This window comes from Halorubrum sp. JWXQ-INN 858, assembly GCF_009806985.1.
GTDB lineage: Archaea > Halobacteriota > Halobacteria > Halobacteriales > Haloferacaceae > Halorubrum.
Map to the genome: position 1 here is coordinate 356,656 of NZ_WUAX01000016.1, position 22,611 is coordinate 379,266.

General features: G+C 69.1%; 16 protein-coding genes. 8 read left to right on the top strand and 8 right to left on the bottom strand.

Features of this window, described 5'->3' with window-relative positions; translation table 11 throughout:
* The first annotated feature begins 1 nt into the window (after position 1).
* From rpoB to GRS48_RS13700, 8 genes are all read left to right on the top strand, one after another.
* Positions 2–1,831, top strand: coding sequence for a DNA-directed RNA polymerase subunit B (gene rpoB, locus GRS48_RS13665; RefSeq protein WP_159487442.1), 1,830 nt, complete (start codon positions 2–4; stop codon positions 1,829–1,831).
* Positions 1,832–1,837: 6 nt separating this feature from the next.
* Positions 1,838–4,762 (top strand): DNA-directed RNA polymerase subunit A', encoded by a 2,925-nt coding sequence (locus tag GRS48_RS13670; protein ID WP_159487444.1) that lies wholly within the window; start codon positions 1,838–1,840, stop codon positions 4,760–4,762.
* Complete coding sequence (gene rpoA2 / locus GRS48_RS13675) at positions 4,755–6,017, top strand: DNA-directed RNA polymerase subunit A'' (protein ID WP_159487446.1); 1,263 nt, start codon at positions 4,755–4,757, stop codon at positions 6,015–6,017. The genes GRS48_RS13670 and rpoA2 overlap by 8 nt, the downstream gene beginning before the upstream one ends.
* On the top strand, positions 6,017–6,436 hold the full coding sequence (locus GRS48_RS13680; RefSeq protein WP_159487448.1) for a NusA-like transcription termination signal-binding factor: 420 nt from the start codon (positions 6,017–6,019) through the stop codon (positions 6,434–6,436). The genes rpoA2 and GRS48_RS13680 overlap by 1 nt, the downstream gene beginning before the upstream one ends.
* 76 nt (positions 6,437–6,512) lie before the next feature.
* A complete protein-coding gene (locus GRS48_RS13685; RefSeq protein ID WP_159487450.1) occupies positions 6,513–7,280 on the top strand; it encodes a hypothetical protein in 768 nt (255 codons plus the stop codon).
* 240 nt (positions 7,281–7,520) lie between these two features.
* Positions 7,521–7,949 (top strand): 30S ribosomal protein S12, encoded by a 429-nt coding sequence (locus GRS48_RS13690; RefSeq protein ID WP_004048726.1) that lies wholly within the window; start codon positions 7,521–7,523, stop codon positions 7,947–7,949.
* Positions 7,946–8,605 carry a 30S ribosomal protein S7 gene (locus GRS48_RS13695; RefSeq protein WP_159487452.1) on the top strand — a complete coding sequence of 220 codons (660 nt, stop codon included), beginning with the start codon at positions 7,946–7,948 and terminating at the stop codon, positions 8,603–8,605. The genes GRS48_RS13690 and GRS48_RS13695 overlap by 4 nt, the downstream gene beginning before the upstream one ends.
* A gap of 127 nt (positions 8,606–8,732) precedes the next feature.
* A complete protein-coding gene (locus tag GRS48_RS13700) occupies positions 8,733–10,151 on the top strand; it encodes a sorbosone dehydrogenase family protein (protein ID WP_159487454.1) in 1,419 nt (472 codons plus the stop codon).
* A gap of 12 nt (positions 10,152–10,163) precedes the next feature.
* Here GRS48_RS13700 and GRS48_RS13705 read toward each other — a convergent pair whose 3' ends face one another.
* The 8 genes from GRS48_RS13705 to GRS48_RS13740 all read right to left on the bottom strand — a co-directional run bounded on the left by GRS48_RS13705 (position 10,164) and on the right by GRS48_RS13740 (position 22,605).
* Positions 10,164–12,227, bottom strand: a complete 2,064-nt coding sequence (locus tag GRS48_RS13705; protein WP_159487456.1) for a SpoVR family protein — start codon at positions 12,225–12,227, stop codon at positions 10,164–10,166.
* Entirely contained in the window at positions 12,224–13,585 is a 1,362-nt protein-coding gene (locus GRS48_RS13710; protein WP_159487458.1) for a DUF444 family protein, read from the bottom strand. The genes GRS48_RS13705 and GRS48_RS13710 overlap by 4 nt, the downstream gene beginning before the upstream one ends.
* Positions 13,585–16,101, bottom strand: coding sequence for a kinase anchor protein (locus GRS48_RS13715; protein ID WP_159487460.1), 2,517 nt, complete (start codon positions 16,099–16,101; stop codon positions 13,585–13,587). Before GRS48_RS13715 ends, GRS48_RS13710 begins: the two co-directional genes overlap by 1 nt.
* A complete protein-coding gene (locus GRS48_RS13720; protein WP_159487462.1) occupies positions 16,088–18,163 on the bottom strand; it encodes a PrkA family serine protein kinase in 2,076 nt (691 codons plus the stop codon). Before GRS48_RS13720 ends, GRS48_RS13715 begins: the two co-directional genes overlap by 14 nt.
* Before the next feature lie 344 nt (positions 18,164–18,507).
* On the bottom strand, positions 18,508–18,936 hold the full coding sequence (locus GRS48_RS13725) for a universal stress protein (RefSeq protein ID WP_159487464.1): 429 nt from the start codon (positions 18,934–18,936) through the stop codon (positions 18,508–18,510).
* 103 nt (positions 18,937–19,039) lie between these two features.
* On the bottom strand, positions 19,040–21,130 hold the full coding sequence (locus GRS48_RS13730) for a TRAP transporter permease (protein WP_159487466.1): 2,091 nt from the start codon (positions 21,128–21,130) through the stop codon (positions 19,040–19,042).
* A gap of 6 nt (positions 21,131–21,136) precedes the next feature.
* Positions 21,137–21,637, bottom strand: coding sequence for a DUF1850 domain-containing protein (locus tag GRS48_RS13735; RefSeq protein ID WP_159487468.1), 501 nt, complete (start codon positions 21,635–21,637; stop codon positions 21,137–21,139).
* Positions 21,638–21,642: 5 nt separating this feature from the next.
* A complete protein-coding gene (locus GRS48_RS13740; RefSeq protein WP_159487470.1) occupies positions 21,643–22,605 on the bottom strand; it encodes a TAXI family TRAP transporter solute-binding subunit in 963 nt (320 codons plus the stop codon).
* Positions 22,606–22,611 lie beyond the last annotated feature (6 nt).

Sequence of the window (22,611 nt, forward strand, 5' to 3'; positions counted from 1 at the left end):
TATGGCTCAGGCAGAACGCGAAGCGAAAGTGTACGTCAACGGCAGCCTCGTCGGGACACACCCGGACCCGGACGGGCTCGCTGAACAGATCCGCGAGGCGCGCCGACGGGGCGACGTCTCCGAGATGGTGAACGTCTCCGTGAAGGACCGGACCCGCGAAGTGATCGTCAACGCGGACGCCGGGCGCGCCCGCCGGCCGCTCATCGTCGTCGAGAACGGCGAGCCGCTCCTCGGCGACGAGGAGATCGACGCGCTCGACCGGGGCGACGTCGGGTTCGAGGACCTCGTCGAGCGCGGCTACGTCGAGTTCATCGACGCCGAGGAGGAGGAGGACATCCTCGTCGCCGTCGACGAGGAGGACGTCACCGACGACCACACTCACCTGGAGATCGACCCCCAGCTCGTGTTCGGTATCGGTGCGGGGATGATCCCGTACCCCGAGCACAACGCGAGCCCCCGCATCACGATGGGGGCAGGGATGATGAAACAGTCGCTCGGGCTCCCGTCCGCGAACTACCGGATCCGGCCCGACACCCGCCAGCACCTGATGCACTACCCGCAGCTGGCGATGGTGAAAACGCAGACCACCGAGCAGATCAACTTCGACGAGCGGCCGGCGGCACAGAACTTCGTCGTCGCCGTCATGTCCTACGAGGGGTTCAACATCGAGGACGCGCTCGTCATGAACCAGGGCTCGGTCGACCGCGCACTCGCGCGCTCGCACTTCTTCCGGACGTACGAGGGCGAGGAGCGGCGGTACCCGGGCGGCCAGGAGGACCGCTTCGAGATCCCCTCCCAGGACGTCCGCGGCGCACGCGGCGAGGACGCGTACACGCACCTCGACGAGGACGGGCTGGTCAACCCCGAGACGACCGTCGACGAGTCGTCGGTGCTGCTGGGCAAGACGAGCCCGCCGCGCTTCCTCGAGGAGCCGGACGACATGGGCGGGCTCTCCCCGCAGAAGCGGCGTGAAACCTCCGTGACGATGCGCTCGGGCGAGTCCGGCGTCGTCGACACGGTGACGCTGATGGAGGGCGAGGACGGCTCCAAGCTCTCGAAGGTGAAGGTCCGCGACCAGCGCGTCCCCGAGCTGGGCGACAAGTTCGCGTCCCGACACGGTCAGAAGGGCGTCGTCGGCCACCTCGCACCCCAGGAAGACATGCCGTTCACCGAGGAGGGGGTCGTTCCCGACCTCGTGTTGAATCCCCACGCGCTCCCGTCCCGGATGACGGTCGGCCACGTGCTGGAGATGCTCGGCGGCAAGGTCGGGTCGCTCCGCGGCACCCGCGTCGACGGCACGCCGTTCCAGGGCGAAGACGAGAAGGAGCTCCGCGGCGGGCTCGTGGACCACGGGTTCAAGTCCTCCGGCAAGGAGGTCATGTACTCCGGCGTCACCGGCGAGAAGATCGACGCGGAGATCTTCGTCGGGACGATCTTCTACCACAAGCTGTACCACATGGTGTCGAACAAGCTCCACGCCCGGTCGCGCGGCCCGGTGCAGGTGCTCACCCGCCAGCCCACCGAGGGACGTGCCCGCGAGGGCGGTCTCCGCGTGGGAGAGATGGAGCGCGACACGATCATCGGCCACGGCGCGTCGATGGTGCTGAACGAACGGCTACTCGAGTCCTCGGACGCGGAGACGGTGCACGTCTCCGCGCAGACGGGGCTCGTCGCCGTCGAGGACCGCGAACAGCGCCGCGTGTACGACCCCGTCACCGGCGACGAGGACGACATCCACGAGCTCGAGGTGAGCTACGCGTTCAAGCTCCTCCTCGACGAGATGATCGCGCTCGGCATCCGACCGAAGCTCGAACTGGAGGACGCGATTTAAATGTCAATGCAAACACCGAAAGTGCTCGGCGGCATCGACTTCGGCCTCATGGACCCGGAGACGTACCGGGACATGTCGGCGACGAAGGTCATCACCGCCGACACGTACGACGACGACGGCTACCCGATCGATATGGGGCTGATGGACCCGCGGCTCGGGGTCATCGACCCTGGACTGGAGTGCCGAACCTGCGGCTCCCACTCCGGCTCCTGTAACGGGCACTTCGGCCACATCGAGCTGGCCGCACCCGTCATCCACGTCGGGTTCACGAAGCTCATCCGGCGGCTGCTCCGGTCGACCTGTCGCGACTGCGGACGGCTCGCGCTCGATGAGGCCCAGCGCGAGGAGTTCCGGGAGCGCTACGACCGCGCCAAGGAGCTCGGCGACGACCCCCACGACGTCCTGAAGGCCGCCGTTCGGCAGGCCCGAAAGGCCAAGACCTGTCCGTTCTGTGGCGAGCCGCAGGCGGACATCAAACACGAGAAGCCGACCACCTACTACGAGGTCCAGGACGTGCTCTCGGGCGACTACTCCGAGCACATCGCGGCCGCGATGCAGCCGGACGAGGAGGAAGACGAGCCCGGAACCTCCCCGCAGGAGCTCGCCGAGAAGACCGACGTCTCGCTCGAGCGGATCAACGAGATCATGGCCGGCGAGTTCCGCCCGCGGAAGGAGGACCGCCGCGCCATCGAGAAGGCGCTGAGCATCGACCTCACCGAGGAGGACATGAACAAGCTGATGCCGTCGGACATCCGCGACTGGTTCGAGGACATCCCGGACGAGGACCTCGAGGTCCTCGGGATCGACTCGGCCGACTCCCGGCCGGAGTGGATGATCCTGACCGTCCTCCCGGTGCCGCCGGTGACGACCCGCCCCTCCATCACGCTGGACAACGGTCAGCGCTCGGAGGACGACCTCACGCACAAGCTGGTCGACATCATCCGCATCAACCAGCGGTTCATGGAGAACCGCGAGGCGGGGGCCCCACAGCTGATCATCGAGGACCTCTGGGAGCTGTTACAGTACCACGTCACCACGTTCATCGACAACGAGATCTCGGGGACGCCGCCGGCGCGACACCGCTCGGGCCGGCCCCTCAAAACGCTCTCGCAGCGCCTGAAAGGGAAGGAGGGCCGCTTCCGCGGCTCGCTGTCCGGCAAGCGCGTGAACTTCTCCGCGCGGACCGTCATCTCGCCCGACCCGACGCTCTCGCTCAACGAGGTCGGCGTCCCCGACCGCGTGGCGACGGAGATGACCCAGACGCTCAACGTCACCGAACGGAACGTCGAGGAGGCGCGTCAGTACGTCCGGAACGGCCCCGAGAGCCACCCCGGCGCGAACTACGTGCGCCGCCCCGACGGTCGCCGCCTGAAGGTGACCGAGAAGAACTGCGAGGAGCTCGCTGAGAAGGTCGAGCTCGACTGGGAGGTGAACCGCCACCTCGTCGACGGCGACATCGTGATCTTCAACCGACAGCCGTCGCTCCACCGGATGTCGATCATGGCTCACGAAGTCGTCGTGATGCCGTACAAGACGTTCCGTCTCAACACCGTCGTCTGTCCGCCGTACAACGCCGACTTCGACGGCGACGAGATGAACATGCACGCCCTCCAGAACGAGGAGGCCCGTGCGGAGGCGCGCGTGTTGATGCGTGTCCAAGAGCAGATCCTGAGCCCCCGGTTCGGTGGGAACATCATCGGGGCCATCCAGGACCACATCTCGGGGACCTACCTGCTCACCCACTCGAACCCGCACTTCACCGAGACGCAGGCGCTCGACCTGCTCCGGGCGACCCGGGTCGACGAGCTCCCCGAGCCGGACGGCGAGGACGAGACCGGCCCGTACTGGACGGGCCGAACGCTCTTCTCGGAGCTGCTTCCCGACGACCTCAACCTCGAGTTCACCTCGTCGACGGGCGACACCGTCCGCATCGAGAACGGCCAGCTGGTGGAGGGGACGATCGACGAGGACGCCGTCGGCGCGTTCGGCGGCGAGGTCGTCGACACCCTCACCAAGATGTACGGCGAGACGCGTGCCCGCGTGTTCATCAACGAGATCGCCTCGCTGGCGATGCGCGCGATCATGCACTTCGGCTTCTCGATCGGGATCGACGACGAGTCGATTCCGCCGGAGGCCGAACAGCAGGTCGACGAGGCGATCGAGAGCGCCTACGACCGCGTCCAGGAGCTGATCGAGACGTACGAGGCCGGCGAGCTGGAGTCGCTGCCGGGCCGCGGCGTCGCCGAGACGCTCGAGATGAAGATCATGCAGACGCTCGGGAAGGCACGTGACTCCGCCGGCGAGATCGCCGACCAACACTTCGGCGACGACAACCCGGCGGTCGTGATGGCCCGCTCCGGCGCGCGTGGGTCGATGCTGAACCTCACGCAGATGGCCGGCTCCGTCGGCCAGCAGGCGGTTCGGGGCGAGCGGATCAACCGCGGCTACGAGGACCGCACGCTCTCACACTACAAGCCGAACGACCTCTCCGCGGAGGCGCACGGCTTCGTGGAGAACTCCTACCGCGGCGGACTCACGCCCGAGGAGTTCTTCTTCCACGCGATGGGCGGCCGCGAGGGGCTGGTCGACACGGCGGTCCGGACCTCCAAGTCCGGATACCTCCAGCGCCGGCTCATCAACGCGCTCTCCGAGTTGGAGGCGCAGTACGACGGGACGGTGCGGGACACCTCCGGCACCATCGTCCAGTTCGAGTTCGGCGAGGACGGCACCTCGCCCGTGAAGGTGTCCTCCGGCGAGGGCAGCGGCGTCGACATCGACGCCATCGCCGACCGCGTCATCGGCGCGGAGTTCGACTCCGCGGAGGAGAAGGAGCGGTTCCTCGGCGAGCGCACGCCGCCGACGAACCTCTCGGAGCACGCCGGGCCAGGGCTGAACAAGGCCGGCGGACTGGGGGTGGAATCAGATGACTGAGCACGAACACGTAACCGACGACATGGAGGCCGTGGTGGAAGCGACGGAGCTTCCCTCCCGGCTGAAGGCGCAGGTGTACGAGACGATCGACGCGAAGGCCGACGAGTACGGCGACGTCACGATCGAACAGGTGACGGACATCGCGACGGGCGTCGAGAACCGCTACATCGAGACCCGCGTGGACCCGCTCGACCCCGTCGGAACGGTGTCCGCACAGTCGATCGGTGAGCCCGGGACGCAGATGACGATGAACACGTTCCACTACGCCGGCGTGGCTGAGATCGACGTCACGCAGGGGCTGCCCCGGCTCATCGAGCTGGTGGACGCCCGAAAGACGCCGGACACCCCGATGATGACGGTTCACCTGGACGGCGAGTACGCGACGGACCGGGAGAAGGCCCACGAGGTCGTCTGGTCGATCGAGTCGACCCGCATCCTCGCGCTCGGCGACGTGTCGACGAACGTCGCGGACATGCTCGTGCGGATCGACCTCAACGACGACACGCTGCTGGAACGGTGGCCAACCCACTCGAACCCCTCGGAGGTCGCGGCGATCATCGCCGAGACGATCGAGGACGCGCTGGGCGTGGACGCCCGCCAGTCCGGGACCGTCATCGAGTTCGGCCCCAACGAGCCGAGCTACCGCGAACTGTTACAGCTCGTCGAGCAGCTCCGCGAGATCGTGTTCAAGGGGATCGAGGAGGTCGAGCGCGTCGTCATTCGGAAGGAGGAGATCGACGACGAGGAGCAGTTCGTGCTCTACACCGAAGGGTCCGCCTTCGGCGACGCCCTCGACATCGAGGGCGTCGACGCCTCGCGGACGACGTGTAACAACATCCACGAGATCTACCGCAACCTCGGCGTCGAGGCGGCCCGCGAGACGATCATCGACGAGACGAAGAACACGCTCGAAGAGCAGGGGCTCGACGACGTGAACGTCCGCCACCTCATGCTCGTGGCGGACATCATGACGAACAACGGCGAGATCGACTCGATCGGTCGCCACGGGATCTCCGGCTCGAAGGACTCCGTGCTCGCACGGGCGGCGTTCGAGGTGACGGTGAACCACCTGCTCGACGCCGCGATCCACGGCGAGTACGACGAGCTCGACGGCGTCATCGAGAACGTCATCGCCGGCAAGCCGATCGCGCTCGGCACCGGCGACGTCGACCTCCGGATGGGGTCGCGAGTGATATCGGACGGCGGTCAGCCGACGGACGACGGGGACGCCCCCGCGAACGAACGGGCGGACTGATGCGCGTCGAGCTCTCCGACGAGGCGCGGCGCTACATCGGTCGGTTCGACGAACTGACCGGCGTCGCGCCGAAGGACTGCCTCGTGGAGGGCGACCGGCTCGTGTTCCTGGTTCCGGCGGGGGAGATGGCCGCCGCCATCGGACAGGGCGGCGAGACCGTCACCGAGGTGGAGGCGGACCTCGGCCGACCGATCGAGCTCGTCGAGGACGCCGACACCCCGGAGGCGTTCGTCGCGAGCGCGCTCGCGCCGGCGGCGGTCAACGCCGTGACGATCTCCGTACAGAACGACCGCGTGGCGTACGTCGAAGTGCCGGAGGGCGACCGGGGCGTCGCGATCGGCGCGGACGGCCGGAACATCGAGACGGCCCGGACGCTGGCGAAGCGACACCACGACGTCGACGACGTTGAGCTGACCTGACGGGGACACCGGCTCGCAGCCCCGACTGTGGCACCGACCCGCGGCCCTTTTCACCCGCCGTCACTTCCGGCCGGACATGCAACGACGACGGCTCCTCGCGGGTATCGCCGCCGGCACGGCCGGCGGGTCGGCCGGCTGTCTCGGGTTCAGCCTCGGCGAGCCGGGGATCACCGACGTCGATTGGCTCGACGGCGACGCGCTCGACGCCGACGCGCTCGCGGACCACCACTCGTCGGCGCTCGTCGACGCGGGCGGGTTCGAGCTGTTCTCGACGGCGGAGACGACACACGAAGGAGAGTCGGAGCCGAGCCGCTGGCTCCCCTCCCAGGAGTACGAGGCCCGGTTCGAGGCGGAGCGGGGGAGACAGTACCTCCGACAGGAGACGGTCGACGCGGCCGAGCGGGACGTCCTCGAGCTGTACGTCGACGGCGACGAGGCGTTCCTCCGGGAGGCGTCCGGGGACGACGTCGCGACGGACCGCCGGGCGGTCGACCGGTCCGCCGCGGAGTTCCGCGAGGAGATGCGCGCGGAGTCGCTCTCGGGCGTCCGCGGCGTCGGGGGGTGGAACATGCGCGTCGACGACCGCGCCGCCGACATCGACGGCGAGCGTGCGGTGAGGCTCGTCGCCGACGAGTTCACGGGCGACGCCGGGATCCCGGAGGAGGTAACGGCGGCCGACGCGACCATGTACGTTACGGAAGACGGGGTCGTTCCGTCGCTCGATCAGCGCTGGGAGGGCACACAGCGCGGGCAGGGCGCGACCGTCGAGATCGACGTCGCGTTCCGCGACGTGGGGGAGACGACGATCGACGAGCCGTCGTGGGTCGCGACGCTCCGGGAGTGAGTGTGAGGTCGTCGACGGGGCTCCCGGCCGCGCTCGTCGCCGTCGGCGGCGACGGATCAAGGGGGATCGGAAACGACGGGTTCTCAGCACGGCTTACCGCCTCAACGGCGACGAGCGCGCTCCGTTCGAACCGTAAAACAGGCTCAGATCCGACGAGAGGTATCCCTACGGGGATCTGAGGCCGTTTCTCGGGGTCGAAAGAGGGACGCTTAAGTATCTCCGTGGGAAAACACGGGTACGATGGCGAACGGCAAATATGCCGCCCGTAAGCTCAAGCAGGACCGGCAGAAGCGGCGCTGGTCCGACTCCGAGTACGCTCGGAGAGAGCGCGGGCTCAAGAAGAAGTCCGACCCCCTCGAGGGTGCCCCGCAGGCCCGCGGGATCGTCCTCGAGAAGGTCGGGATCGAGGCAAAGCAGCCGAACTCGGCGATCCGAAAGTGTGTCCGCGTTCAGCTCATCAAGAACGGGAAGCAGGTCACCGCGTTCTGTCCCGGTGACGGCGCTATCTCCTTCATCGACGAGCACGACGAGGTCACGATCGCCGGGATCGGTGGCGCGAAGGGTCGCGCGATGGGCGACCTCTCCGGCGTCAACTACAAGGTCGAGAAGGTCAACGGCGTCTCGATGATCGAACTGGTTCGCGGAAACGCGGAGAAACCCGTCCGATGAGCGAGGAGCCCGAAACCGACACGGACGCCGAGGAGGAGCCGGAGGTCGCGGCCGACGAGCCCGATCCGGACGCCCCGGCGGCGAGCGAGGCGGCCAACGAGAACGCACTGCTCTTCGGCGTCTGGGACGTCACGGAGATCGCCTACGCCGACCCCTCGACGAAACGCTACATGACCGTGACCCCCATCGCGCACACGATGGGTCGTCACGCCTCCAAGCAGTTCAAGAAGTCCGAGATCTCGCTCGTCGAGCGGCTCATCAACCGTCTCATGCAGACGGACGAGAACACGGGCAAGAAACAGCAGGCGACCCGGATCGTCCGCGACGCGTTCGACATCGTCCACGAGCGCACCGAGGAGAACCCGGCACAGGTGCTCGTCACGGCCGTCGAGAACGCCGCGCCGCGAGAGGAGACCGTCCGCCTGAAGTACGGCGGGATCTCCGTCCCGAAGGCCGTCGACGTCGCGCCCCAGCGCCGCGTCGACCAGGCCCTGCTGTTCATCTCCGACGGCGTCGCCAGCGCGACGTACAAATCGACCACCTCGGCCGCCGAGGCGCTTGCGAGCGAGCTGATCGCCGCCGCCGACTACGACGTGCAGACGTACTCCATCTCCCAGAAGGAGGAGCGCGAGCGCGTCGCCGCCGCGGCCCGCTAACGCGGACCGCGAACGCAGCCCGCTAACGCGGGCCGTTAACGCGAACCGCGACCCGATTCCGTTCTCCCGTTTCCACTCGGTTCCCGAGAGCAGCACCCTTTAGCCGTCGGTGTCCCAACCCCGTGGTATGCCACCCGAACGACGGCGGTTCCTGGCGGGCGGCCTCGCGAGCGTCGCCGGCCTCGCCGGAGTCGCCGGCTGTCTCGGCGGCGGTCCCGATGAAGGGGACGCAGGCGACGCAGACGACGGAGGGGAAGCCGACGCGTCGACGCCGACCCCGGTCGAGGACTCCGAGTACGACCTCACCGTCGATCACGACGTCGAGTCGTGGACGGCGTACGACCCCGACTGGGAGCCGCCGACCGATCCGCCCGCGCTCGACGCAGACGTCGAGACGGTGATCGAGGGGTTGGAGGTGCCGTGGGACCTCGCGTTCGCGCCGGACGGCGACCTGTTCGTCTCCGAGCGGATCGGTCGGATCTCGCGGTACGACGGCGAGGCGGTGACGTCAGTCGCCGCCCCCGACGTCATCGACCGCGCGGACTCAGTCGCACCGGGCGACGACGCGATGGAGTGGTGGGGCGGCGGCAGCGAGGGCGGGCTCATGGGCCTCGCGGTCCATCCGAACTACCCGGACGTGCCGCTCGTGTACGCCGTCTACACGTACAAGGCGGGAGCGGACGACTACCGCAACCGCGTCGTCTACTACGACGCCGACGCCGACGATCCGGGAGCGACGGAGACGGTCGTCGTCGACTCGATCCCCGGCCACGAGGTCGTCCACAACGGCTCGCGGCTCGCGTTCGGCCCCGCGAACTACCTCTGGGTGACGACCGGCGACGCGAACGACACCGCGCTCTCGCCGGACCCGAGCTCCGTGGCCGGGAAGGTGTTGCGCGTGGAACCGGACGGGAGCGCCCCCGCGGACAACCCCGACCTCGGCGGCGACCCGCGGGTGTACTCGGTCGGTCACCGGAACCCGCAAGGGATCTCGTTTCTCCCCGACGGGACGCCGATCGTCACCGAACACGGGCCGGGCTATCGGGACGAGGTACAGATCGTGCGCCCGGGCGACGACCACGGCTGGGGGCCCGAGGAGGACCGCGCACGCGACGGCGACACGTATCCGGGGACCGACTTCGCCCGGCCGGTCGCCCACAGCGGCACGGACACGACGTGGGCCCCCTCGGGCTGCGTCTTCCGTACCGGCGGGGCGGCGGACGGGTGGCGGAACCGGCTGCTCGTCGGGGGGCTCCGCTCCCAGCGGCTCCTCGCCGTCACCGTCCACTCGCGCGACGGCGATCCCGCCGACGCGACCGGCGGCGAGCGCCACGACGCCGATTGGACCGATGCGGAGTACGACGCGGTTTCCCACGGCCTGCTCGCGGACGAGTTGGGCCGGGTCCGTCACGTCGAGCAGGGTCCGGACGGCTCGGTGTACGCGATCACGTCAAACCGCGACGGACGGTCGAACGACGGCGACGGCTTCCCGCGCGAGGACGACGACCGGCTGGTGCGGCTGACTCCCGAGGACGGGACGCGGTAGCGACGACGGAGGTCACGCCAGCCACTCGTCGGGCTTCGTGTCGTAGTCGACGTCGTCGGCCGCGATCAGGGCGACGAGGTCGTCGGCGAGCGCGTGTTCGCTCGCGGCCTCCCCGTCGTATCGGAAGCGAACGCCGGCCTCCGTTCCCGTCGGCTCGCGGCCGCGGCGCTTCGCGCGGCGGACCTCCTCTTCGGCGTACTCCGTACGGATCGTCGCGAGGTTCACCGGGCGTCCCCACAGCTCGAAGACGCGTTCGAGCGTCGCTTTCGCCTGTTCCTCGTCGAGCGCGACCCCGTTGTACCGGTGGCCGAGGAGGAGCTCGCCGCGGTTCCGGAAGTTGCCGTCGAGCGCGACGATCGTCGGCTTGCCGAAGTTCGTAAAGCGGAGGAGTAGCTTCCGACGGACGTCGTCGGCGTCGACGCTGGCGACGCGGAACTCCTCGCCCGCCCGGCTGTACTCGTAGGTGAAGTAGTTCCCCTCGCGGACGAACTCGTCGGTCAGGAACTCGTCGAGGAACGTCACGTCGTTGTGGCTCTCGCGGACCGCGAACATGCGCTCCCAGCCCGCGGTCCGGTCGACGTCGGCCAGCGCCGCCTCGACCGTCGGGTAGCGATCGACGTCGAACATGTAGCGGGCCCGCTCGGCGAGCGTCGCCCGCGAGACGGAGCGGAGCGCGCCGCGGTGTTCCGGCCGCGAGAGGACGTAGTGGCGCTCCGCGAGCCCCTCGTAGGTGAGCAGCGTCCAGGGGTGGCGCTCGATGTCCGGCGCGTCGTCCGGGTCGAGGTCGCCCTCCCGTGCCGACAGCGCCCGGTCGACGGCCTCCGAATCGACTCGTGGGTCGCCCGCGGCCGCGAGCGCGGCCAGGTCGTCGAGCGTCGCCGGCCCCGCGCCGGCGATCGCGGGGTGGGGGGCGAGCGCCTCGGCGACCCGGTCGAGGTCGATCCGGGTATGGAACGTGTCGGGCGTCACCCCCTCGACGCGGAGCAGCCGGTCGATCACGTCCCGGCGGGCCGCCCGCAGCTCGAGGTGGGTCCACAGCTCGAAGCCGAGCTTGTAGGGGTTGAGCCCGGGCGAACCGAGCACGCGCGCCATGTGGTCGGCGTAGGTGAGGAACTCGTCGGGACCGGCGAACCCCTCGCCGCCCATCATCACCGACTCCCAGTACGTCGCCCACCCCTCGTTCATCACCTTCGTCGACTTCTGGCCGGCGAAGTAGTACGCCTCCTCGCGGACCGCGTCGATGACGGTCGTCTCCCACGGCTCGCGGTCGACCGCCTTCCCGGAGTCGGCGTCGTACCGTTTCCCGTGGTCACGGAGGAACGCGAGGACGTCCGGGCGCGGCTCGTCCGGCTCGGCGTCCCCCTCCTGTCCCGCGAGCCACTCCTCGTCGAACACGTCCCGGCGGACCGCCTCGGAGAGGTCGAGCTCCGCGATCCGCGCCCGTAGCTCCGCGGCCGAGTCTGCGGGCGACGCGTCCGAATCGCTCGGACGGCCGGGGCCGTCGCCCTCCGCGCCGCGAGCCGCGTCGACCGGGCTGTGTTGGTCGATCGTGTCCGACAGCGAGGAGACGGCGTCGATCAACCGCTCGACCGCGTCCCGGTCGACGTCCGGGCGGTCGGCGATCGCCGACAGCCGGTCGGCGTTGCGCTCCAGGCGGGCCGCGGCGTTCGGCCCGTCAGCACCGCGGTCGGCGTACAGCCCGAACCAGCGGTTGTTCGCGAAGAAGTCCGCGTGCGCCTCGACGTGGGTGATCACGGCCTTCTGGTCCGCCGTCGTGTTCGACTCCTGGAGGAACGCGTGGGCCGGGTCGTCGTTGTTGACGATCTCGAACGCCTTGCCGAGCCCGTGCCGGTCCGTCTGACGCTGGCGCTCGTAGTTCATCCCCCAGCGCCAGTGTGGGTACCGGCGCTGGAACCCCTCGTAGGCGATGAGTTCGTTCATCTCGTCGTGGTCGACGACCCAGTAGCGGACGGGATACGGCTCCAGTCCGAGCCGCTCGGCGAGGGCCCGCGCCGCCGCGGCGTGTTCGGCGAGCGTCGCCGCCTCGCGTTTCGCCTCGAGGCGGTCGTCCCTCATCGTCGCTCACCTCCGTCGGGGCCGTCCTCCGTGCTCAGGACGCGGTAGATCGCGTCGGTGACGTCCTCGGGGCCGGCGACCCTCGCGACGGCGACGTTGTCGACGTCGCCGAGGGCCCGCTCCACTTCGTCCGCGTGGCGCGCGTTCGGGGCGCTCCCGCCGGGCTGTGTCTCCACGTACGCGTGGAGGTTCGCCTCGATCGACTCCATCATCGGGATCACGCCCTCCGTCGTGTCGTTGCCGGCGTTCTCGGAGTCGCCCGCGGCGAACACGTACCGGTTCCACTCGTCGAACGGGTATTCCTCCAATATCTCGGCGACGAGCGCGTAGGCACTCGATATCCGGGTGCCGCCGCCCGACTGAACCCCGAAGAAGTCGCTCCGGTCGACCTCCCACGCCTCAGCGTCGTGGACGACGTAGCGGAACTCGGCGGCGTCGTACTTGCCGGTCAGGTACCAGTCCATCGGCGTGAACACCCGCTCGACGAGCTCGCGTTTCGTCTCACGCATCGAGCCGGACGCGTCGCGGACGTTGACGACGACGACGTTCCGCTCGCGTTTCTCGATCACCTCGGGGTGACGGAACCGCTCGTCCTCGCGGCGGAACGGGACGCCGTCGAGCCCGTCGCGCCGGATCCGGACGGCGACCGGCTCGTGGTCGATCACGGACTCCAGCGCCGCGAAGCTCGCCCAGCGGTCCGCCGCCGCGACGGGACCGCCGATCTCCGCTTCGACCTCGGTCGCCGCGTCGGCGATCCACGCGCGCGAGACGGGGATCCGCTTCCCGCGGGCCCACGCGAAGACGTCGTCGACGTCCGCGCCGGCGACGAACAGCCCCTCGCGGACGTACTCCCCGTCGAAATCGGTCGCGAGGTGACGCTTCAGCCCCCGTTTGAAGAACTCGTCGAGGTCGAGGGTCCCCTTCGGGCCGGCGCGTGCGGTGTCCGTGAAGTCGCCCTCGACCTCCTCGATCACCCGTTTCCCCTTCGGTTCGAGTTCGAGGCCCAGCTCCTCGTCGAGCTCCTGAGCGAACTCCTCGGGGTCCATCTCGTAGTACTCGTGGTCGCCGCCCTCCTCGCCGGGGTCGCCGTCGCCGTCCCCGTCCTCGCTCCCGTCCCCGTCACCGGGCTGCGGGTCGACGGGCTGGCCGGGCTGTGGCTGCCCGCCCCGTCCCTGCCCGACGCCGCCGGCGTCGCGCCGGTCGTACTCGAACGCGGGGAGGTCGACGACCTTGATCGGGATCCGTATCCGGTCGGGGGCCGAGCCGCCGAGATCGCCGTGGGTGATGAACGCGGAGAGGTCCTCGCGCCGGTCCTCGCCGACCTCGCGGAACCGTTCGCGGTCCTCGACGAGCCCCATCAGCGCTCACCCCCGTTCCCGGAGCCGTCCGCCGCGTCGGCCGGGCCGGACCGCCCGTCGGCCGCGACGACGTCGTCCCACTCGGCGCGGACGTCGCGCATGACGATCCGCGCCGTCAGCTCGGCGCTCTCCGGGCTGTACCCGCGGTCGACGAGCCGGTCGATCGCCGCCGTCTTCAGGCGGGCCGTCTCGGTGTCCGCCGCCGGATCGTCCCACTCGTGCGGGTCGAACGACGGATGGCGGCGTTTCACGTCGGCGAGGTCGGTCGTCTCCAGTGCGGCCGTGATCTCGGGGATCTCGGCGACGTCGACGTCGTCAACGGTGAAGCCGTCGCCGCGGTTCCGCCAGGCGTGCCGGGTCAGCGCGCGGATCACGTGCTCGCGGCGGAAGTCGGCGACCGCCCGGGTCGGCTTCGTTCCGCGGTAGTCCGTCCCCTCGAAGCGACCGAGCGTCTCCGTCTCGAACACCTTCATCAGGAGCGCGTCCGGCTCGGTCGGGCCGCGAGCCGTCTCGACCGGCCCGTCGGCGTGCCACGCCGAGACGTGCTCGACGTACTCGACGACCGCCTCCGGCGACGCCGTTCCCGCGCCGAGCAGGGCGTCGACGACGTCGTCGCGTTGACGGTCGCGGACGTGGTCCGCCACGAGCGCGCGCCGGCCCTCGAACGCCGCGGCCTCCGCCCGGGAGAACACGGGCGCGTCGGCGAGCCCCTCGGCCATCGCCGTCAGGACGTCGTCCGGCATGACGACCCGGCCGACCGGGAGGTCGGGATCGCCCCGGTCGTCGACCGCCTGCAGGAGGTCCGCGACGACGTCGCGCGTGTACGTGACCGGGATCCCGGTGCGCCCGTCCGCCTCGCCGAACCCCTCCCCCGCGGCGTCGACGACGTCGTCGATCGTGACCCGAGCGTCGTCGCGCCGGACCTCCCCCGCCTCGTACAGCCGCGCCGCCTCCAACAGTCCGACGTCCGCCGGGAGCCCGTCGGCGTCGATCCGGGTGACGACGGCGTAGAGGGCGGCGGCACCGAGCGCGTGGGGCGCGAGCTCGCGTTCGCGTTCGGTGCCGTCGGCGTCGCGGACCGTCGTGGTGAACGCCTCCCGAACGAGCGCGTCGGTCGGCGCGGTCGAGTCGGTCGGAGCGGCCACCCTGGCCTCGACAGCCGGATCGTCGCTCGTCCCCTCGGCGGTGGGGTCGTCCCCCGTGCTCCCGTCGACCACGCCACTGGCGATCCCGTCGACCGCGCCACTGGCGATTCCGTCGACCGCGCTGTCGCCGACCGGGCGCATGCCGGCGGCCCCGTCGAGCTCACGGCGGAGGAGCGCCGTCTCCAGCCGTCGGTCCGTGAGGTAGCGGAACTCGTGGCGGGTGAGCCGGCGTTTGAGCGCCTTCAGCGGGTCCGCACCATCGCGGTCGGCGTGGCGGTCGAGCTCGGCGTCGAGGTCGGGATTGGAGATCACGATCAGCTGCGTGTCCACGTCCATTCCGATCCCCTTGTCGAGCTTGACGCGGCGCTCGTCGGGGACGTTGAGCAGCCGCCGAAGCAGGTCGGCGTGTTGGCTCGCGTCCTCGACGACGGTCACGACGCCGTTGCCCTGCGAGAGGACGCCGTCGTAGCTGAACGCCTGCGGGTTCTTCCGCCCGCGGGAGTCGAGCTCGCGGAGCATCCCCGCCATCCACGACCCGACCAGCCGCTCCTTCGGCGTCCCGTCGTCCTCCGCGTGGAGCACGCCGATCCCCTGTCCGACGTCGACGACGTAGCTCGTCACGCGCAGGTGATCGCGGTCGGTGATCGCCGAGAACAGCTCCCGACGCCCCTCGTCGCGGTAGACGGATTCGAGGTACTCGTACGCCTCGCGGCTGAACGGGTCGAGATCGCCGTCGACGGCGATCGGGTACGACGGGTCCGTCGTCGACGCGATCTCCGCTGCCAGGCGATCGCGAACCGCCGCGGGGAACACCGACAGCGGGTGCGTCTGTACGGGGCTCCGATACCACTCCGCGACGTCGCCGTCGCTCCCGTACGAGAGCGACCGACCGGTCGCCGCCCCGGAGACGTTCCACTCGACGGTGTACCGCCGGCCCTCGGCGGTGCGCGAGAACTCGCGGAGCCCGTTGATCAGACACCGCTTGAACTCCGATTTCCCGGTGGCGGTCGGACCGTCGATCCAGACGATCTTCTCGTCACGGCCACGTCCCGCCGCGGACGCCTTGAGGTCGTCGACGAAGCCGTTGAGCGCCGCGGTGTTGCCCAGCACGGCGTGTTCGCCGCCGTTGGACGGATCGTCGAAGAAGCGGTAGCGCTCCAGCCGCTCGCCGCGCTCGACGACCTCGCGGGTGCCACACGACTCGATGGCAGCGAGGACGTAGGCGGCCCCGGAGGCCGCCGCGAGCGGGTTCTCGAGGACGCGCTCGACGTACGCCGCGAGGCTCATCGGCGGGTCGTACGCGCCGTGGATCGCCTCGTCGGCCTCGCGAACGAACCGCTCGCCCGCAGGAGATCGGTTACGGCCCGCCATCCTCGATCTCCGAGCGGGCGACGGCGGCACCCGCGTACTCCAGCGCCTCCGCCGCGCCGTCCGCGGAGTAGCCGCGATCGATCAGGGCGTCGACCCACGCGCTCCGGTCCTCCTCGTCGAGGTCCGTCGCCGAGACCAGCGCGGAGAAGTTGATGTTGTGTTTCTTGTCCTCCCAGAGCTTGCGCTCGAGCGCCCGGCGGAGCCGGTCGTTCTCCTGCGGGTCGAAGCCGCGCCCCTCGCGGGCGCGCCGGGAGACCCAGTTCGACACCTCCTGTCTGAAGTCGTCCTTGCGGTCCGAGGGGACGTCGAGCTGCTCCTCGACGGCCCGGAGGAACGTCTCGTCGGGCTCCGTCTCGCGGCCGGTGAGCGCGTCGTCGACGGTGGCGTCGTCGATGTACGCCATCACGTGGTCCATGTACTTCTCGCCCTGTCGACGGAGCTCGTCGACGTCGTACGCCAACGCGTGTCTGACGTCCTCGATGGCGCGCTCGCGGTACTCCTCGCGCACGGTGTCGAGCAGCCGCTCGTACCGCTGTAGGTCGTCGGCCGCGATGGAACCGTGGCCGCCGAGGTTCGCCTCGAAGTGGTCGAAGACGGACAGCGGCGAGAGGTGACTCCGGCCGCGGTGGGTGGCGTCCATGATCGCCTCGGCGATCTCGTCGCCGATGAACCGGGCGGAGATACCGTCCATCCCTTCGCCGATGTCGGCCGTCTCCGCGCCGTCCTCGCGGAGCTTGCGGACGTCGATCTCCTCGTCCTCCAGCTCGCCGTTGTACACCTTCGCTTTGTCCAGCAGGCTCACCGTCCCGTCGGTCGGCTCCTCGATCCGCGTGAGGACGCCGAACAGCCCGGCCATCTCCAGCGTGTGGGGCTCGACGTGGACCGTCGGCACGTCGGCGTTGGCCAACATCCGTCCGTAGATCCGCGCCTCGCTGTCGTATTCCAACACGTACGGGTAATCGATCCGCTTGGTGCGGTCGTTGAACGCCTCCATCTTCTCGTCGCCCGTCTTCTCGCGGTACTCCGGCATGTTCGTCCGGCCGACGATCACCTGGTCGATGTCGATCCGCGGGTTGTTCTTGGGTTTGATCGTCGACTCCTGTGAGGCGTGCAGGAAGTCGTAGAGGAACTCCCGCTGGAGCTTCAACAGCTCCTCGCCGGAGAACAGCCCGCGGTTCGCGTTACAGAACGCGCCGGCGTAGTCGAACGCCCGCGGATCCGACTCGCCGTAGACGGCCAGTTTCGAGTAGTTGACGTCGCCGGTGAGCTCCGTCTCGTCCTGGTTCTTCTTGTCCTTCGGCTCGAACGTCTCGATGCACTCGCGGCGGTTCTCGTTGGCGATCAGGCGGACGACCTCGACGTGGTTCTCTAAGACGGCCCGGAGGTCGTCGTCGTAGTGGGCCAACAGCTCGTTCAAGTAGAACTCGGAGGCGGGGTCCGGGTGCTGGTCGTTCCGGAGGGTGTACGGCGCGTCGAGTCGCTCGTTGAGGTCGTCGAGGACCGCCTGTCGCTGTACGGCCGGGAGCAACACGAGCGGGTCCTGATTCATCGGGGACCGGACGACGTCGTCGGCGGGGTCCTGGTCGTCGATGACGGACCGGAGGTCGACCCAACGGAACGTGTACATCCGGCCGGCCGGCTCGCGGGTGTACGCCTCGAAGTAGCGACGGACGAGCCAGTCGAAGTGCGACTTCCCCGAACCGACAGGGCCGAGCAGGAGCTTGATCCGTTTCTCGGGGCCCAACCCCCGCGCCCCGGACTTCACCTTGTTGACGAACTCGTGGATCGCCTCGTGGATCCCCCGTCCGAAGAAGACGTTCTCGCCGTCGTGGAGGGGGTCATCGGCCGCGAGCGCGTACTCGACGACGCCGCGCCCCTCGTCGTATCGGGTGCCGTAGTGGTCGAACATGTCCGCGACGCGCTGGTGGGCGTTGCGCGCGACGCGTGGGTCCTCGTACAGCGTATCGAGGTACCAGTCGAACGACCGCGCCTCCCTGAGGTCGTCGGGGACGTCCTCGCGGTACTCCTCGCTGAGCCGTTCGAGCGTTTGTCTGTCTGCCATGGTGTCTCCGACCCGGACGGGTCGAGTCGACGGTCGCCGCGTTCTCCACCGCGATGATGGGGGACGGACGCACGGCTCTCCGTGGCGTCTCCGTACACCCCATCGACGCGTGACGACACACCGTCGGGAACCAACGCGCGGGCAGCGGTCGTTTCGGCCCGTAACCGAGACTAGATATGTGAGAGGGATTCACACACATAAATGTGTCGGCGAGTGTCACACGATCCGGCGGCTCGATCGGTCGCCGTCGGCGCGTTCGCCCGTCACTCGCCGACGGACCGACAGGGCAGTTTAAATACTCACCGTCGGATCGACGGCGCTCCGCGATCGATGCCCACGAAGCGTCACGCGCCGCCGACGACGACCGGACAGTCGGCCTCGAGGATGACCGTCTGAGCGACGCTCCCGAAGAGCGCCTTGCCCGCGGGCGAGCGACCCTTGCCGCCGATGACGACGTAGCGGGCGTCCACGTCGGCGGCGTGTTCGAGGATCGAGTCCGTCGGCTCCCCGTCCAGCCCGACGAACTCGACGTCGACGTCGCCCGAGAGCGCCTCGGAACCGAGCGCCCCGTGGATGTGATCGCGGGCGACGTCGTCCCGCGAAAGGGTGTCGCCGCCGGCGGAGACGTGCTCGCGCTGGATCGCCGCGAACTCGGTCGAAGGGACCGCGTGGACGACGGACAGCGAGTCGTCGAACGCGCGCGCGAGCGACAGTCCCTCTTTGACGATCGATCCGGCTTGCTCGTCCGTGTCGACGGCCGCAACGATGACCATACGCGTCTCCCGTCAGCCGTGGCGTTAGCTCTTTTGGTATATATACTCCCGACGGAGGAACGGCGGTCCCGGAGGCGCGAGGCCGCGAGGTCGTCGCGGCGGCTCAGTCCGCCGTGACGCCGCTCGGCTCCGCGGCGTTGACCGCGGCGTACTGCTTGGCGAACACGACACCCAGGATCACGATCCCGACCCCGTCGGTGAGCACGTCCGGGAACATGAGCGTCAACGCCCCAGCGAGCAACAGCACCCGCTCGACGATGGACGCGTCTTTCAGCAGGTACGCCTGCGTCGACGCCGACAGCGCGATCACGCCGACGATGGCGGTACTGACGCTGATGACGATGTCGACGGGTTCACCGATGAGCAACAGCTCGGTCCCGTAAACGAACAGGTACGGGATGATGAACCCGACGCTCGCGATGTTGATCGCCGTGAATCCCGTTTTCCACGGGTCGGATTCGGCGATCCCGCTGGCGGTGAACACCGCGAGCATGATCGGCGGCGTGATCGCGGAGATGATCGCGAAGTAGAAGATGAACAGGTGTGCCGCGAGCAGGTCGACGCCGAACTGCGTGAGCGCCGGGGCACCGAGCGCCGCGACGACGACGTACGCCGCCGTCGTCGGCAGCCCCATCCCGAGCAGGATCGACGCGATCATCGTCAACACCAGCGCGATGAAGACGACCCCGCCGGACAGCGACGCCACGAGCGAGGAGAACTTCAGGCCGAGGCCCGTCAGGGTGACCACGCCGACGACGATCCCCGCAGTCGCACAGGCGGCCGCGACGAGGATCGTCATCCGAATGCCCCGTTCGAGCCCGTCGGCGAGCAGCTGGAGCGAGTCCCGCAGCAGCCGCCCGACGCTCTCGCCGGAGTCGGGATCACGCAGGTCGGACAGCCGCCGGATCCGGTTGGGGAAGACGCAGACGATGATCGCGAGCAGGATCGCCCAGAACCCCGCACGCATCGCGGTGAACCCCTGCACGAGCATGAAGACGAGCACGATGATCGGCAGGGTGTAGTAGAACCGGTAGATGAGCAGCGTCCGCGAGTCGGGCAGCTGGGACTTCGGCAGCCCCTCGAGGCCCTGTTTCTTCGCGCGGAAGTGAACCGCCATCCCCACACAGAGGAAGAACAGCATCGCCGGAACCGTCGCCGAGATGATGATGTCGGCGTAGCTGATCCCGGTCCAGACGGCCATGATGAACGCGCCCGCGCCCATCACCGGCGGCATGATCTGGCCGCCGGAGGACGCCGACGACTCGACGGCCGCGGCGTAGTAGTCGTCGAAGCCCGTCCGCTTCATGAGCGGGATGGTGAACGCGCCCGTCGTCGCCGTGTTGGCGACGGCGCTCCCGTTGAGACTCGCCATGAACCCGCTGGCGAGCACGGACGTCTTCGCCGGACCGCCCGAGAGCCGACCGGTGACTCCGTACGCGAGGTCGATGAACCAGTCGCCGATCCCGGTCACCTCGAGGAACGCCCCGAAGATGATGAAGAGGACGACGAACGTCGCGCTCACGCCCAGTGGGATCCCGAATATCCCCTCCGTAGTCATGTAGAGGTGCGAAAGGATCCGTTCGTAGCCGTACCCGCGGTGCGCGAGCAGGCCGGGCATCATGGGGCCGAGGAACGCGTAGACGACGAACGACGACGCGATGACCGGCAGGATGACCCCGGTCGTCCGGCGCGTCATCTCCAGGACGAGCACCAGCGTGAGCGCGCCGAAGATCGCGTCGAGGGTCGTCGGCGACCCGGCTCGAGCGGCCGCGCCGCCGTAGTTGATCGCGTACGCGAGGTACAACACCGCCGGGAACGACAGCGCCGCAAGCACCCAGTCGTACCACGGGACGCGCTCGCCCGCCACGCCCTCCCAGGCCCCGTAGACCAGGAAGCTGAGCGCCATCATCACCGCGAGGTGGATCGGGCGGTTCGTGAACGCGCCCGGCACCCCGGTGTAGGCGGTCACGACGTGATACCCGCCGAGGGTCACGGCGAGGAACGTCACGACCTTCGCCACGAACGTCCCGTCGAGCTTGCGTTTCCCGTAGCCACTCAGGTGGGTCCCACGGCGAGAGGCCTCGGTCTCGTCGGTCTCGCTGAGGTCGAGCCCGAGGTCCGTCTCGGTCCCGTCGGGTGGCTCGGTGTCTGTTCCGTTCGTTTCCGGATCGGTGTCCTCGTTGTCGGTCGTCATGGTTCGTTATCGTCCGTGGCTCCAGTACCGCTCGAGATAGCTCACGCGCTCGGTCGTCACCCGTACCGTCGACCACGTGTCCGCGTACGAGTCGAGAGGTCGGTCGTCCCCGTCGACGGTCAGGTAGTGGTCCTCGGAGTCGGAGATCCGGACCGCGAACGAGCCGACGCGTTCGTCGACGTCGACGACGGTCCGGTTCCCCTCGCGTCGTTCCGACCTGGTGTACCCGAGCCCCGCGGCGTTGTAGGCGTACTCCTCGCGTACCTGGTGTATCTCGCCGTCACGTACGGTGTACACCCCAGTCACGGGCGTCTTCTCGAACGAGTGGATGTACGTCACCGCGAAGGTCTCGTCCGGCTCGAGCGTGAACCGGTCGTACGTCTCTCCCGTCTCGGGGTTCTCGAGAACCACCGCGTCCTCCGCCGGCAGGGTCGCGGCGGCCGTCACGCTCGTGAGCGCCACGAGGACGACGACCGACGCGATAAGACCGAGCCGGCGGGACGACATCGCCCTTAGAGCCCCGCGTCGTCGAAGTACCGCTCCGCGCCGGGGTGGAGATCGATCGGGGCCGCACGCGCCGTCTCCTCGAACTGTTCGGCGGCCGGGTGGACGTCCGCGAGCGTGTCGAGGTTCTCGTAAATGACCTCGGTGACGTCGTGGACGAAGTCCTCGTCGGCGTCCGCCTGGACGATCATCGTGTTCGTCACGCCGGGCTGGTTGACGTCGTCGTCCTGGCCGGGGTAGGTGCCCGCCGGGATGACGCCGGGCGCGTAGTAGGGGAACTCCTCGTCGATGGCCTCGAGGTCCTCCTGGGGGAAGTCGAGCAGGCGGACGTCACGCTGGGAGGCGAGCTCCTCGATCGAGGAGGCCGGGAACGCGACGCTCCAGAAGCCGGCGTCGATGTTGCCGTCGAGCAGCGCGTCGGACGTCTCCGCGAACGAGAGCCGCTCCTCGTTGATGTCGTCGTAGCTCAGCCCGTACCACTCGAGCAGCTCCTCGGCGATGACCTCGGTCCCGCTGCCGGGGGCACCGACGCTCACGTCGAGGCCCTCGAGGTCCGCGAGCGTCTCGACGTCGGAGTCCTCGGGGACCACGACCTGCGTCGCGTTCTGGTAGGCACCGAACGCCGCCTGCAGGTCGACGGGATCGTCGAAGTCACCCTCGCCGTTGACGGCGAGCAGCACGGAGTTCCCCAGCGCCAGCGCCATCGTCATCTCGCCGTCGCCGACGAGCCGACAGTTCTCGACGCTGGCCCCGGTGGACTCGGCCGTCGCGTCGATGCCGTCCATGTTGTTGTTCATGATGTCCGCCATGCCGCCGCCGAGGGGGTAGTAGACCCCGCCCGTTCCGCCGGTGCCGATGGTGACGAACTCCTGCCCGTCGTCGTCAGAACAGCCGGCGAGCCCGACCGCGCCCGCGACGCCCGCTGCCTTCAGGAAGGTACGCCTGTCGAACCCGCTCGTGTTTGCTGTCATCACCTA

Coding starts and splice junctions, on each gene's coding strand:
- GRS48_RS13700 (WP_159487454.1), top strand. CDS start 8,733: ATGCCACCCGAACGACGGCGGTTCCTGGCGGGCGGCCTCGCGAGCGTC.
- GRS48_RS13695 (WP_159487452.1), top strand. CDS start 7,946: ATGAGCGAGGAGCCCGAAACCGACACGGACGCCGAGGAGGAGCCGGAG.
- GRS48_RS13715 (WP_159487460.1), bottom strand. CDS start 16,101: ATGGCGGGCCGTAACCGATCTCCTGCGGGCGAGCGGTTCGTTCGCGAG.
- GRS48_RS13725 (WP_159487464.1), bottom strand. CDS start 18,936: ATGGTCATCGTTGCGGCCGTCGACACGGACGAGCAAGCCGGATCGATC.
- GRS48_RS13705 (WP_159487456.1), bottom strand. CDS start 12,227: ATGAGGGACGACCGCCTCGAGGCGAAACGCGAGGCGGCGACGCTCGCC.
- GRS48_RS13735 (WP_159487468.1), bottom strand. CDS start 21,637: ATGTCGTCCCGCCGGCTCGGTCTTATCGCGTCGGTCGTCGTCCTCGTG.
- GRS48_RS13670 (WP_159487444.1), top strand. CDS start 1,838: ATGCAAACACCGAAAGTGCTCGGCGGCATCGACTTCGGCCTCATGGAC.
- GRS48_RS13710 (WP_159487458.1), bottom strand. CDS start 13,585: ATGGGGCTCGTCGAGGACCGCGAACGGTTCCGCGAGGTCGGCGAGGAC.
- GRS48_RS13730 (WP_159487466.1), bottom strand. CDS start 21,130: ATGACGACCGACAACGAGGACACCGATCCGGAAACGAACGGAACAGAC.
- GRS48_RS13690 (WP_004048726.1), top strand. CDS start 7,521: ATGGCGAACGGCAAATATGCCGCCCGTAAGCTCAAGCAGGACCGGCAG.
- GRS48_RS13720 (WP_159487462.1), bottom strand. CDS start 18,163: ATGGCAGACAGACAAACGCTCGAACGGCTCAGCGAGGAGTACCGCGAG.
- GRS48_RS13685 (WP_159487450.1), top strand. CDS start 6,513: ATGCAACGACGACGGCTCCTCGCGGGTATCGCCGCCGGCACGGCCGGC.
- GRS48_RS13740 (WP_159487470.1), bottom strand. CDS start 22,605: ATGACAGCAAACACGAGCGGGTTCGACAGGCGTACCTTCCTGAAGGCA.
- rpoA2 (WP_159487446.1), top strand. CDS start 4,755: ATGACTGAGCACGAACACGTAACCGACGACATGGAGGCCGTGGTGGAA.
- GRS48_RS13680 (WP_159487448.1), top strand. CDS start 6,017: ATGCGCGTCGAGCTCTCCGACGAGGCGCGGCGCTACATCGGTCGGTTC.
- rpoB (WP_159487442.1), top strand. CDS start 2: ATGGCTCAGGCAGAACGCGAAGCGAAAGTGTACGTCAACGGCAGCCTC.